This window comes from Pedococcus sp. 2YAF34 (assembly GCF_052114585.1).
Lineage (GTDB): Bacteria > Actinomycetota > Actinomycetes > Actinomycetales > Dermatophilaceae > Pedococcus.
The window spans coordinates 52174-64214 of record NZ_JBFRFA010000009.1; the positions used below are offsets into that span (position 1 = coordinate 52174).

The 12041-nt window shown below is 70.7% G+C and carries 12 protein-coding genes; 8 read left to right on the plus strand and 4 right to left on the minus strand.

Going from position 1 to position 12041, the window contains the following annotated elements; genetic code table 11:
* Complete coding sequence (locus AB4Z02_RS07120; protein ID WP_441970155.1) at window positions 1-984, minus strand: hypothetical protein; 984 nt, start codon at window positions 982-984, stop codon at window positions 1-3.
* 22 nt (window positions 985-1006) lie between these two features.
* Here AB4Z02_RS07120 and AB4Z02_RS07125 point away from each other — a divergent pair, with 22 nt between their 5' ends.
* Together AB4Z02_RS07125 and AB4Z02_RS07130 are read left to right on the plus strand one after the other, a co-directional pair.
* Complete coding sequence (locus tag AB4Z02_RS07125) at window positions 1007-1891, plus strand: DUF6318 family protein (protein ID WP_441970156.1); 885 nt, start codon at window positions 1007-1009, stop codon at window positions 1889-1891.
* A 440-nt stretch (window positions 1892-2331) separates the two neighbouring features.
* The gene (locus AB4Z02_RS07130; RefSeq protein ID WP_441970157.1) at window positions 2332-2793 is read left to right on the plus strand and encodes a hypothetical protein; all 462 of its coding nucleotides are present in this window, start codon (window positions 2332-2334) and stop codon (window positions 2791-2793) included.
* Window positions 2794-2805: 12 nt separating this feature from the next.
* Here the strand turns inward: AB4Z02_RS07130 and AB4Z02_RS07135 are convergent, their stop codons facing one another.
* Together AB4Z02_RS07135 and AB4Z02_RS07140 are read right to left on the minus strand one after the other, a co-directional pair.
* On the minus strand, window positions 2806-3579 hold the full coding sequence (locus tag AB4Z02_RS07135; RefSeq protein ID WP_441970158.1) for a hypothetical protein: 774 nt from the start codon (window positions 3577-3579) through the stop codon (window positions 2806-2808).
* Between the two features lie 71 nt (window positions 3580-3650).
* Complete coding sequence (locus AB4Z02_RS07140) at window positions 3651-4397, minus strand: DUF5995 family protein (RefSeq protein ID WP_441970159.1); 747 nt, start codon at window positions 4395-4397, stop codon at window positions 3651-3653.
* 147 nt (window positions 4398-4544) lie between these two features.
* On the opposite strand from AB4Z02_RS07140, the gene AB4Z02_RS07145 reads away from it, so the two are divergent.
* The 5 genes from AB4Z02_RS07145 to AB4Z02_RS07165 all read left to right on the plus strand — a co-directional run bounded on the left by AB4Z02_RS07145 (window position 4545) and on the right by AB4Z02_RS07165 (window position 9168).
* Entirely contained in the window at window positions 4545-5156 is a 612-nt protein-coding gene (locus tag AB4Z02_RS07145) for a hypothetical protein (protein WP_441970160.1), read from the plus strand.
* Window positions 5157-5158: 2 nt separating this feature from the next.
* The gene (locus tag AB4Z02_RS07150) at window positions 5159-6013 is read left to right on the plus strand and encodes a hypothetical protein (RefSeq protein WP_441970161.1); all 855 of its coding nucleotides are present in this window, start codon (window positions 5159-5161) and stop codon (window positions 6011-6013) included.
* Window positions 6014-6128: 115 nt separating this feature from the next.
* Window positions 6129-6557: an SRPBCC family protein gene (locus AB4Z02_RS07155; RefSeq protein WP_441970162.1), complete on the plus strand. Its 429-nt coding sequence runs from the start codon at window positions 6129-6131 to the stop codon at window positions 6555-6557.
* A 134-nt stretch (window positions 6558-6691) separates the two neighbouring features.
* Window positions 6692-8059: a DUF222 domain-containing protein gene (locus AB4Z02_RS07160; protein ID WP_441970163.1), complete on the plus strand. Its 1368-nt coding sequence runs from the start codon at window positions 6692-6694 to the stop codon at window positions 8057-8059.
* A 98-nt stretch (window positions 8060-8157) separates the two neighbouring features.
* Entirely contained in the window at window positions 8158-9168 is a 1011-nt protein-coding gene (locus AB4Z02_RS07165) for an aldo/keto reductase family protein (RefSeq protein WP_441970164.1), read from the plus strand.
* A gap of 108 nt (window positions 9169-9276) precedes the next feature.
* On the opposite strand, the gene AB4Z02_RS07170 is transcribed toward AB4Z02_RS07165, so the two are convergent.
* Complete coding sequence (locus tag AB4Z02_RS07170) at window positions 9277-10425, minus strand: peptidase (RefSeq protein ID WP_441970165.1); 1149 nt, start codon at window positions 10423-10425, stop codon at window positions 9277-9279.
* Between the two features lie 180 nt (window positions 10426-10605).
* On the opposite strand from AB4Z02_RS07170, the gene AB4Z02_RS07175 reads away from it, so the two are divergent.
* On the plus strand, window positions 10606-12033 hold the full coding sequence (locus tag AB4Z02_RS07175) for a nuclease-related domain-containing protein (protein WP_441970166.1): 1428 nt from the start codon (window positions 10606-10608) through the stop codon (window positions 12031-12033).
* Window positions 12034-12041 lie beyond the last annotated feature (8 nt).

Consider the following 12041-nt stretch of genomic DNA (forward strand, 5'->3'; position numbering starts at 1 on the left):
TCAGTCGGGGACGACCGCCGTGGCCGGCCGATGCGCCGGGACGACCAGGTCAGCCCTGCTGGGAAGCCAGCGAACGGCAGCGGCGGTGGCCGGGTTGGAGCCGTAGGCGAGCAGGGCGAGGAACACGCCGTACACGGGCAGGTGGCCGACGAGCTCGGTCTGGCCGAACAGGACCAGGGTGGCGTTGAACGGCACCATGGCGACGAGCACCGCGACCTGCGGCAGGGCGCCCGAGATCACCAAGAGCCCGAACAGCAGCTCGATCGAGCCGGCGACCACGATGAAGACATCCGTGGGGACGTGCAGGCCGACCAGGCTGAAGACGTTGAGCGCGGGGAAGTGCGCGAGGGTCTCGCGGGCCATCGTCGGGTTGGTGAACTTCTCGGTGAACGCGAGGGCGATCAGGGCCACGCCCACGCCGACGCGCAGGACGAGCAGTGCCCAGCGCAGCTGCACGGCGGGCACCGCCACGGCGCCGTGACGGTCCGCCCCAGCGGGCGCGATGACGAGGAACGCTGCGACCGCGGCGAGGTTCGCGGATTCGAGCAGCGCCATGGGCCCGGTGAAGATCGCCATCAGGGGGCCGAGCACCAGCGCGAGAGCCGCTGCCGACCGCTGCTGCCACCCGGTGATGAGCCACACGCCCAGGGCGGCTTCGAGCAGCAGGAGTGCCTTGCCGACGACGCCGTCCAGGTCGTCCAGGCTCGGCGCGACGAACGAGCCGGACGCCGCCAGCGCCAGGAGAGCCACGCCCAGGTGGATGCCGAGCAGCCGCGGCACCCACGGCGCGAGGTCGCCGACCCGGCGCAGCACCGGCAGTTCCGGTCGGTCGAGGCGCAGCGCCAGCCGGCGCCAGACCAGCGTCACGACGACGACCAGGGCCGTCAGCGTGAGGGGGAGCGGCCGCAGGAAGAAGCTCCAATCGGCGGGTGCGGAGTCGACGAACCAGCGTTCGTGCGTGGGGAGGACGAGCCCTGCGCTCATGTGTTGACCTCTTTCTGAGGGCATGGAGGAGGCGCCGCGCAACGCTGCGACGCCTTGTCGGCCACCCGGCCGATGGCTCGACCCTAGGAACCGGACAGATGGTCCATCCGGGCCCAAAGTCCCTACTTCCCTCAGTTCCTGGGGCCCGGTGCTGGCTTCCGGCGGTTGTCCACAGGTCGCCCGCGAACGGCCGTGGGGCTCGGTGCCCTGTGGACAGTACGGATGGCGCTGTGGGTGCATTTGCGTAGACTCGCGGGCATTCGGCACGGGGTTTGGTGCCGTCACCGGGGAGGGGAGTCGTCGGGTGAGTGCACGACATCGGTATGGCGCCGCGGGGCTGGCGCTGCTGGTCCTGACGGTCAGCGCGTGCTCGGACGGAGGGGGAGAACCGGGGAAGACGTCGTCGTCGCCGCCGTCTCCGAGCACCTCGTCTGCGGGCAGCGGGACCACAACTCCGTCGTCGAGCCCACCGTCCTCTGCGACGGCGACCGTCGATCCTGCCGATCTGCCAGCTGACGCCAGGAAGCACACCCCCGAAGGCGCCGCCGCCTTCGTCAAGCATTACGTCAACGAGACCAACAGGGCTGGTCGGGCAGCAGACCCAGAGATTCTGCGCCCATTCGCCGACCCTGGGTGCAAGTCCTGCGCAGCGATACAGGCGACCATCGAGACACTCCAGAATCAAGACCGCCACTACACCTCGGATCCTGTCGAGGGAGTGAAGGTCAAGCCCTTCTCGGGGGGTCCCAAGGGGCAGCAGTTCGTGCGACTTCAGATGTTGCAGAGGGGTGCAGACATCGTGGACAAGTCGGGGAAGGTCGTCGACTCGGACAAGCGAATGAACGTGGCGCGCACGGTGAGCGTCGTTTGGCGGGGGGACTCATGGATCGTCTATGGAATCGCTTAGCACTCGCGGCGCTGGGGATTGTCGTTGCGTTGCCCGTGTTGCCAGGAGCAGCCACAGCCGCAGGCGGTGACGGAATCTGGGGAGGCTCAACGCGGCAAGACTCGCTTCGGATGTCGTACCACGACCGCAAAGAGATGAAGCAGATCGCGGTCGAGGCGGCCGTGGCCAAAGCGCAAGCTGCGAAGGCGCAGGCCCACTGGGAGTACACCTCCGTGGTGAACTGCCCGGGCAACGCACCAGGCTCAGCGACTGGCAACGACTTTTGCGCTCAGGCTGCTGCCGCCTGCGAAGGCAACACTCCGGCACAGGGTCTAGGACCGAGTGTGCGGATCTTCCGGCGCCTCGTGGCTGGGGACGGCACACCGCGAGGAGCCTGGCAGGACCGCGGCATCACCTGCTTCCCGGAACAGGCTCCTAACCCGGCGAGACCAGCGTTGACCATGCAGATGGTCGTGGCGGCGTTCCACGACACGGACTTCACGAAGGCTCAGCTGTCCGTCCAGCCGAAGGGCAACGTGACCCTGGTGACCCTGCCGACCTACTTCGAGGTGGCGTGGCCGAGTTCAGGGTTCCAGCCCGGCGAGATCGACCGACCGAACCCGGCGCGGATGGCGGGCTTCCAGGTCGAGATCCGCCCGACGATGCGCTCGGTGACCTACGTCTACGGCGACGGCACGACCAGCGGGCCGACGAGCTCGTTGGGTGGGCCCTATCCCACCGGTGACGTGTCACGCGCGTACGCGAAGGCCGGGACGTTCGCGGTCCGCGCCGACGTGACGTACGGCGGTCAGTTCCGGGTGGCAGGCGGCGCCTGGGTCGACATCCCAGCCCAGGTCGTCGTTCGCGGCGCAGACGAGCCGCTCGAGGTCCGGACCGCCGAAGCCAGGCTCGTCTCCAACTGAGCCCAGGGGCCGCTATCGGACGCCGGGAGCCTTCTCGTGACGTCCGGGAGGGGCGACGGGAGTGCCGTCGGCGTACTGCTGGGCCAGCGCCCGGAAGTCCGACGGCATGATCGCGAGCAAGTTGCAGCGCACCCGCACGGACTCCTTCACTAGTCCTCGGGGAGTCGTGATGCGGCCGTGGACGATGAGGTCGTCCGGCTTGTTCGGATACCACATGGCGCTCATCGACTTGTTATCCACGCGGCCGAGGTCCGACCACGCCAAGCGCCACCGCGGGCGACGACGGCGCCACATGCCCGAGTGGTCCAGGCACAGCTCGTAGGTCCGCGTCCACCACCACAGCACCGCCATGGCCCCGGCGCCCACCAGGACGACGCCACCCTGGATCGGAAGACCGTCCTCCGACATGCCCCACCCGGTGAGCAGCATCAGCACGACCAGCAGTCCCGGTGTCACGCGGATCGCAGCTCGCGGTCGCAGCACCACCCCGCCCTCCAGCGGCTCGGCGCCGAACGGCAGGGCTGGCACACCGAGCGCCCTCGCCTCCTCGGCGTCGGCTGTCACCGCTCGTTGCCAGGTGCTGCCGACCCACTTGAGGCCAGCCAGGCAGGCGCCGATGATGACCACGCCAACGACCAGGATCGGGATGCCCCGCGGGTTGTCCTGGCGCAGCCAGATCGTCAGTCCGCGCAGGACGAAGGGGAGACCCACGACGAGCCCGACGGCAGCCAGCCCGCCGATCGCCCTGCGGCGACCCTCGCGGCGGTGGATCTTCCGGATCTTCACGGCAACGAGCTAACCAGCGCAGCCTCTTGATGTGGACGAATCGGACAGCAGCGCAAGACGTGCGCCACACCTCAGCGTGGTGGCGGCAACGTCACCCCAAATCCGGCCACCGCCAGCCGCAGCAGGACCTGACCGGGCGCCAGCAAGTCGGCGATGCGGGCGGCGCTGAGCACCTCGAGCTCGCCCAGCCGCGCGCGATACGCGTCCTCGCCGACCAGTCGAGAGGCCTGGAGCTCCATCGTGTTGTGCCACACCTTCTGTCGCGCCTCGCGCAGGAATCGCTTGGAGCTCAACCGGTTCAGCGGTTGGAGGAGCCGGTCGGCGAACGATGGCGGGGACACCGTTCCGAGCTCCGAATCCTCCGCCGCGACGCGGCCGGAAAGGACCCCGTCGATGCGTTCGTGGTCGCGGGACCGTCGGGCCACCAGCACCGGGTCGGCGAACTCGTCGTCACTGATCACGGCCAGCAGCGCCTGCGGAAGGTCGTAGTTGATGTGCGCGTTGATGCCCAGCAGCACGTGCCGCAGGGCGGGGAGGCCGGCGGGCGCGTCGAACGCAAGGCGCCACGGACGAGGCACGTCAGGGCTGCCTTCGAGGTCGAGGTCGAGCGCCGCGAGGTACAGGTCGGCGAACACCACGTCCCACCTCTCGACCCACTCGGGGTCCTCGAACTGCGCGTCGTCGACGGCCTTCCCGACGGCCAGGGTCGTCCGGCGGTAGGTCTCGAGGAACAGCCTTTGCGCGGCGCGTTCGGGAGGCATGCGGACGAGCCGGGCATCCATGGCCGCGACGACGTCGCCGATGTCGCGACCTGGCACGTGGTGGAGCATCCGACCCCCTGACGAGGTGTCCCTGCGCGACTAGTATCCGACGTGGGGCCGGCGCTGTCAGCGGCTGTCACGGTCGCGGCCGGCCGGGAAGCCAGGTGCGCGGTGCCCGGTCGCCGTAGTGGGAGTGGCCACGGCTTGCGTCGTCACAGTCCGCGAGACTTCGACGCAGTCGCCCTGGGGCACCTCGAGACGAGAGCGTGGGCGGCCTACTACCGCCGCGAGTGGTGGCCCGCGCTGAAGGCGTTCGTCGGCATGGTCGACGCGGGTTTCGGCCTCGGTCCGCGGCTGACGTTGGTCGCGGCCTGGCACGTGCTGCGAGCCAACCAGGCGTGGGCTCCCTTGCCGCACAACGACCCTGACGCCGCGCGCGCCGCGATGCTGCGCTTCTACCGGCTGGTCCTTGCCCACTCCGACCTCACCTTCGACCCGGTCCGCGCCGCCGAGCTCGAGGTCGAGTGGTGGCGCATCCACCGAGCCCACCAGCGCGGCACCGCGGCTGACGGCGCACCGACGCGTGACGACCTCGAGCGTGCCCTCGTCGACCTCTACTCCCACGTCTACTCCGCGCCCCGCGAGTCCATGGCGGTTGCGGCCAGGTGTCGCGCCGAGGCCATGGACCACTCGGACGCCTGGGTCGCCGCCGGTTGTGACCTCGCCGACCCGCGACTCGCCGCCGAACGCCGAGCCCTCGTGGCCTCGTACGCGGCTCTCCTCGACGCGGTCTCGCGTTTCCCGACAGGAGCATGACCATGGCTACCGACACCAGGCGCGACGACCGGGTACTCACCACCACGCGAGCCCTCGCGGCCTTCATCGCACCCTTCCTGCTCGTGGCGTTCGTGGTGCTCTACGGCTTCCCGGGCTCGACGGCGCGCCTGTGGGCGTGGCCGATCCAGTCGCACATGACCTCGATGCTGCTCGCGTCCGCCTACCTCGGCGGCTGCTGGTTCTTCCTGCGTGTGCTCCTCGTCGAAAGGCGTTGGGCTGCAGTGCGAATGGGCTTCGTCTCGGTGGCTTTGTTCGCGACGCTGCTGGGTGTCGCGACGGTGCTGCACTGGGACAAGTTCTCCCACGGCAAGCTCTCCTTCTGGCTCTGGGCCGGGCTCTACTTCACCGCGCCGGTGCTCGTCGTCTGGGCCTGGTTCGCCAACCAGCGGTATGCCGCCCAGCCGCGGCCCGACGAAGCCCGCCTCGAGCGGGTGCCCCGGGCGGTCGTGGCCGGCCTGGGCGCGCTGTCGGTCGTGACGGGCGTCCTGATGTTCCTCGCGCCTGCGCGGGCTGTCACCGTGTGGCCGTGGCTCCTCACCCCGCTGACGTGCCGGGTGGTCGGCGCCGTCTTCTGCCTCGGCGCGGCCGGGATCGGTGTGCTGGTCGACGACCGCTGGCAGACGGTCCGGCTGATGCGACGGGTCCTGCTGGTGATGTTCGCGCTGATGCTGGTGGCCGCGGTTCGGGCCCGGCGCGAGTTCCTCACCGACCGCCCGCTGACCTGGGTCATGGGTGCCGGGTTCGTCCTGCTCTTCGCCATCTCGGTGGCCTCCGAGCTGCGGGACGCCCGTCCGCGGCACACCGGGCGCCACACGCTCCGTGCGCAGGCTCACTGAGAGGCGCAGCGCTGAATACGGTCGCAGGGGGTTGCCCCGGGGTCTCCCCACGCGGTCGACTGTCTTCTGTGGGTCACGCCCACCCGGGGCGCGGCCACGCGGACGGAGGTCTCCCATGAGCAGTGAGCCCGACACGGTCGCCGACGACACCGACGACTCCGACCTGGAGGCCGGCGTGCACGCCAGCCACGCGGTACCCGCGCCGGCCGTCCAGGTCTGGCAGCACCTGATCAGCCCCGCCGGCACCGAGGCGCTCCTCGGCGAGGGCGCGCGCATCGGCAACAAGGGCGAGCCGTGGCGGGCGGGGGACGGGTCGTACGGCGTCGTGCGCAGCGTGCACCCCGTCGAGCAGCTCCGTGTCACGTGGCACCCGCACGAGGACGGGCCGCTCAGCATGGTCGACGTGCAGCTGCGTCCCGATGGTGACCGCACGAAGGTCGAGCTCTTCCATGAAGGTCGCGGCATCGCCGGTGACCCGCGGGGCGACCAGCAGCACTGGGAGGACGCGCTCGGCCGGTTCGCCGGGGGAGTGCCGAGCAGCTGACGGCGGGGGAGTGTCGAGCGGTCTGGGCCTTGCCGGGTCGTTCTCCTGGTCCTCATGCGGTCGCGAAAGGCCCTGCCGCATGGCGTGATTCGTCGTCCGCGGGCGTTGTCAGTGGTCGCCGATAGGTTGTTCGTATGGCGATCAGTCCGGGGGCCGTGACCCTCACCGCGAGCGGCCTCGGCCGCCCGGTGGTGGGTAGCGCGACGCTGGCCCGCGGCGTCCTGCACCAGGGCACCCCGGAGCGGTTGTGGGCGCTGCGGGACGAGGAGGTCGCGCAGGCTCTGACGGTCCTGGGCGACGTCGCCGCCACCGTGAGGGCACAGATGGTCCTCGTCCTCGCCGAGGCGAAGCGGCGCAGCCTCGGCAGTGGCGACGGGTGGGGACCGGTCGACTGGGCGCGGGCGATGGCGCCGCTGTTGCCCATGCGCGACCTCCTGGAGGCCGACGAGGTGGCAGGCGCGGTGGCCTCGGACGAGCGACGCCTGGACGACGTCGTGGAGGCGGTCGTCGCGGCCACGTCGAGCTGCCCCGACGAGCGGTCCGAGGCCCTGCCGGTGGGCAAGGCCGCCCAGATCGTGCGGTTCCACACGTCGATCCGCGGCCTCACGGATGCCGAGTCGTTGGCCGATGGGACGGCACTGCTCGTCGACGCGGCCCGGGGTGCCAGCGGGCTCAGCGACCAGGCGCTCGCACGGGCCATCCGCCACGCCGGCGAGGTGGCTCGACCCGACCGGCTGGTCGAGCGCGACGCCGAGCTGCGCCGTGCCCACCGGTCCCTGGTCAAGGGCCGCGGGCCCGTCGGTATGGCGCGCTACGTCCTGGTCCTCGACGAGGAGGGCGCGGCCATCGTCGATGCCGCTGTGGATGCGCTGGCCAAGCCGCGTCCCGACGAGGACACCGGCGAGCACGACCCACGGACTCCTGCTGCTCGCAGGGCAGATGCGTTGCTGGACCTCGTCTCGCGCGCCGTGGGCGCCCCGGCCGGCGTTCCGCGTCAGGCCAAGGTGAGCCTCGTGGTGACCGTCGGCCTCGACGTCCTGCAGGAGCACTGCCGTGGTGCCGGCGTGACCATGGCAGGTGAGGTGCTCACGGCGGGGACGCTTCGGCGGCTTGCCTGCGACGCGCAGGTCGTCCCGGTCGTGCTCGGCACCGACGGCGAGGTCCTCGACCAGGGCGTGGCGAGGCGGCTGTTCGACAGGGCGCAGATCCGCCACCTGTGGTTGCGCGACCAGCACTGCACGTTCCCCCGGTGCTCGAAGCCGGCGACCTGGACGGACGCGCACCACCTCGTGCACTGGGCCGACGGCGGTCCCACCGATGTCGACAACGCAGCCCTGCTGTGCCGCGCCCATCACAGCGTCGTGCACCGTCACCGCTACGGCGGACGGGTGCGTCGTGCCGGGGGACGGGCGAGGGTCGAGTGGGACCTGACACCCGACTCGTACGACACCGCCGTCGCCGAGTGGCGGACCGAGCGCCGACCGCTGCCTCCTCGACCATGAGCCCGCTCCGTACCCGCCGTTGACCTCGGCGGGTCCCAGCCATGCGCTGGGCGGGGGCCCGCCGCGCGGCTGTCGGCCGGGCGGCATACGGTTGAAACATGGAATTCCGATACCTCGGCAACAGTGGTCTCAAGATCTCGGAGATCACCTACGGCAACTGGCTCACCCACGGCTCGCAGGTCGAGAACGACGTCGCCACGCAGTGCGTGCGCGCGGCGCTCGACGCGGGCATCAGCACGTTCGACACCGCCGACGTCTACGCCAACACCAAGGCGGAGACGGTCCTCGGCGACGCCCTCAAGGGCGAGCGGCGCGAGAGCCTGGAGATCTTCACCAAGGTCTACTGGCCGACTGGCCCCGGCGGGAAGAACGACACCGGCCTGTCGCGCAAGCACATCATGGAGTCGATCAACGGCAGCCTCCAGCGGCTCCAGACCGACTACATCGACCTCTACCAGGCGCACCGCTACGACACCGAGACGCCGCTGGAGGAGACGATGACGGCGTTCGCGGACGTCGTCCGCCAGGGCAAGGCGCTCTACATCGGCGTCAGCGAGTGGACCGCCGACCAGATCCGCGAGGGCGTTAAGCTCGCCAAGGAGCTCAACATCCAGCTCATCTCGAGCCAGCCGCAGTACTCCATGCTGTGGCGCGTCATCGAGGACGAGGTCGTCCCCACCAGCAAGGAGCTCGGCGTCAGCCAGATCGTGTGGAGCCCCATCGCGCAGGGCGTGCTGACCGGCAAGTACCAGCCGGGCCAGAAGCCGCCGGAGGGTTCGCGCGCCGCCGACGAGAAGGGCGGCGCCGACATGATCAAGCGGTTCATGAACGACGACGTCCTCACCCGCGTGCAGAAGCTCAAGCCCATCGCCGACGAGGCAGGCCTGTCGATGGCGCAGCTCGCCGTCGCCTGGGTGCTGCAGAACGACAACGTCGCCGCCGCGCTCGTCGGCGCCTCGCGTCCCGAGCAGGTCGCGGAGAACGTCAAGGCCGCCGGCGTGAAGCTCGAGGACGCGCAGCTCAAGGCGATCGACGAGGCCCTCGGCGACATCGTCGTGCGTGACCCCGGCATGACCAAGGAGACCGCGCCCCAGACGCGCGTCGCCTGATCTCTCCCGCTGGTCCAACCAGCACGGGCATGCCGCGGGGCGGCCGGACACAGGTCCGGTCGCCCCGCGGCTACGCGGTGAGACCGTCCGACGTGGTGAGACCGCTCGCTACTTGGTGAAGCAGCGCCCGACGCCGAGACGTCGCAGACCCTCCAGGTCGCCCTTCCCGAAGGTCGTCCGCCCGTTGTTGTCGGAGTACATCAGCTCGTCCGGCTTCTGCACGTGGGTCAGGCCGACCATGTGTGACAGCTCGTGCATGACGATCGCGCGCGCCTGCGCCCAGCCGTCGCTGCGGCGCAGGATGTCCACGAAGGTCGGCCCGTCGAGGAAGACGATGCCGCTGACCCAGTGCTTGTCGACGTTCTTGGCGTAGGTCGCGCCGCGGGGGCCACCGATCCCCGCCACGCGGCCCGCCAGCTCGGGCACGACCGCCGGGGTCGTCCAGGCGACCAGGGCGGGTGACCACCGGTTGCCGTACCGCGCGCTGTCGACGGGTTGGCGGTCGGAATGAGGCACCTCGTCGGTCGGGCCCTCGATGACGAACTGCAGTCCCGTGGCCCGGCTCACCTCGCTCGCCGCCTCGAGGAGGAGCCGATCAGCGCCTGCCGGCGCCTCGGCCGCGTTGACCACGAGGTGGATGGGTCGGCACGGGTCCCAGGCCACGGGGGCGCTGGTGGGCCCGCTGGTCTGCTGCATGAACGCGTAGTCGGTCGACGTCGAGCGGCTGAACGGTGGACGCCCCAAGGGCTCGTCCTTCGCGTCCGCCGGCACCGGCGGCCACATGGCCCTGATGCCACCACCGACGTCGACCTGGACCGGCGCCGGCTGCGCGAAGTCGATGCCATGGCTGCCGACGGTCACGCCCGTGATCGCCGAGGTGCTCGGCACGTCGTGGAAGAGCAGGGGGCGCCCCCACAGCGCCAGCTCGACGACGAGTGCGGTGACGAGGAGGGTGATGGCGGTCCGCGGGCCCCCGCTGGACCGGGTACGCCGCGTGCGCCGCTCCCTGCCACGGCGCGCGTGGACGAGGTCGGTGACCGACGACGGCACGGGGGAGGAGCCCGGAAAGGCCGCTCGGGTCGTGGTCTCCCACTGCTGGGTGCCCTTGCGACGCGCCGGGCGCGGCCGTCCCGCCTGCAGGTCGGCCAGGCACCACAGGCACGTCGGGGCGGGGTCGTCGCCGACCAGTCCTGCGCGTTCGCCTGCTCTCAACGGCTCACCGCAGCGGCACTGCGTCGGCCCCTCCACGTGGATCATCTCCACGGGTTCCTCGATCCCCACCGCACCTGCCCCCACGTCCCAGCCATTCGTCAGCGCGATGCTAGAGCGCGACGCGCCTTCGCACCGGTGAATCCGGACAGATCGGTGATCGGAAACACCGTGGGACTTGTCCGAAAGCGCCCCCGGGACCTGGGCCGTCGGGGCACCATCGTCCGCGTGGGAACGCCCGGGGGAAGTGCCGACGAGCAGGCCAGGAAGCTGACGGACGAGGCGGCGCGCTGGGCGGCGGGTGCCGAAGGCGAGCGTCGCGTGGCTGCCGCACTGTCGTCCCTGCCCGCCGGGTGGACTGTCGTGCACGACCGCCTGCTGCGTCCGGGCCGATCCCAGGCCAACCTCGACCACGTCGTCGTCGGCATGACGGGTATCTACCTCGTCGACGCCAAGAACCGGGCCGGCAGGGTGACCGAGCACGACGGCGGTCTCTTCCAGCACCGGCACCGCAACGGCCGGGTCGAGAGCGTCAGCCTCGCCGCAGAGTTGACCAAGGTCCACGGCATGGCCGCCTACATGGCCGCCGAAACCGACCGCCCCGTGACCCCCGTGCTCTGCCTAGCCGGCGGGCACGCCGACGACTTCGGCGAGCCCCGAATGGTGCGCGGCGTCTGGGTGGTGCCCGTGGCGGCCCTGCCCGGCTGGCTGCGAGGGCGGCCCGTGACCATCCCCGCCGAGGTCGTGCCATCCGTGGCGACGAGGGTCATCACGGACTTCCCGTCGACGACCACGGACCCGGCCCTGCTGTCCGCCATGGCCGGCGCCGCCGCGCCCAGGGCAGGACGCCGTCGACGCGGTCGGCCGTCGGGGGCAGCTGCCCAGCCGGTGACCGGTGGCCACGTGCCGACCACGACACGGGCGTCAGGGTCCTCGCGGGCCTCGGCGCCCACCGTCGTGCCTCTCCGCCGTCCACGCAGGATCCGTCGCCGGCTGGCGAAGGTGGTCATGGCTGGTTCACTCGTCACCGGTGGTCTGCTGGTGTTGTCCCACCTGCCGTCGATCATCGAGTCGGTCGTCGAGGACCTCACGCGTGCGGCAGTCCCTGGAGGGGCGCCGTCGGTTCAGCCGCCGGCCACTGCCGCTCTAATCACGAAGGCTGCGCAGGCATCCAAGAACACGTCGGGTGGGGCACCGAAGAGCACCGCGAAGAAGACGGGCGCCCTGAAGCCCGTCCCCGTCAGGCCATTGGGGCCACCGGACTGCGCGAACGCCTCAGCCGCGGAGATCAAAGCGATCATCCATCGCACCGTCCAGCCTGTGGTGACGAGCAGGGGCTGTGCGTGGGGGACCCGCCTGGACGACCCGTCGACCCTGCTCGTCACCATCGTCATGACCGCAGACCACGACTCCTGGGACAGGAACCTCACGACGTCGGTCAACCAGAAGCGGGTCGTCTTCAGTGGCAGCCTCGACTCCACCTACCGCCCGGCCACGCAGGCGTCGGTGGCGACAGGGCAGCCGATCATCAGAGGTGCCAGACCGGTGTCCGCCCGGGCCGACACGGTGGTCGTCGTGGCCACCACCAAGCTCGGCATCTCGGACGACCGAGCCCGCGAGATGGCTGTGAAGATCGCCGCAGCCGCCAACGGCTGACCTTCGCG

What these genes read in the sequence shown, in the direction of transcription:
- AB4Z02_RS07120 (WP_441970155.1), bottom strand. Translation starts at nt 984, where the DNA reads ATGAGCGCAGGGCTCGTCCTCCCCACGCACGAACGCTGGTTCGTCGAC.
- AB4Z02_RS07170 (WP_441970165.1), bottom strand. Translation starts at nt 10,425, where the DNA reads ATGATCCACGTGGAGGGGCCGACGCAGTGCCGCTGCGGTGAGCCGTTG.
- AB4Z02_RS07160 (WP_441970163.1), top strand. Translation starts at nt 6,692, where the DNA reads ATGGCGATCAGTCCGGGGGCCGTGACCCTCACCGCGAGCGGCCTCGGC.
- AB4Z02_RS07150 (WP_441970161.1), top strand. Translation starts at nt 5,159, where the DNA reads ATGGCTACCGACACCAGGCGCGACGACCGGGTACTCACCACCACGCGA.
- AB4Z02_RS07155 (WP_441970162.1), top strand. Translation starts at nt 6,129, where the DNA reads ATGAGCAGTGAGCCCGACACGGTCGCCGACGACACCGACGACTCCGAC.
- AB4Z02_RS07125 (WP_441970156.1), top strand. Translation starts at nt 1,007, where the DNA reads ATGGAGGAGGCGCCGCGCAACGCTGCGACGCCTTGTCGGCCACCCGGC.
- AB4Z02_RS07130 (WP_441970157.1), top strand. Translation starts at nt 2,332, where the DNA reads ATGCAGATGGTCGTGGCGGCGTTCCACGACACGGACTTCACGAAGGCT.
- AB4Z02_RS07165 (WP_441970164.1), top strand. Translation starts at nt 8,158, where the DNA reads ATGGAATTCCGATACCTCGGCAACAGTGGTCTCAAGATCTCGGAGATC.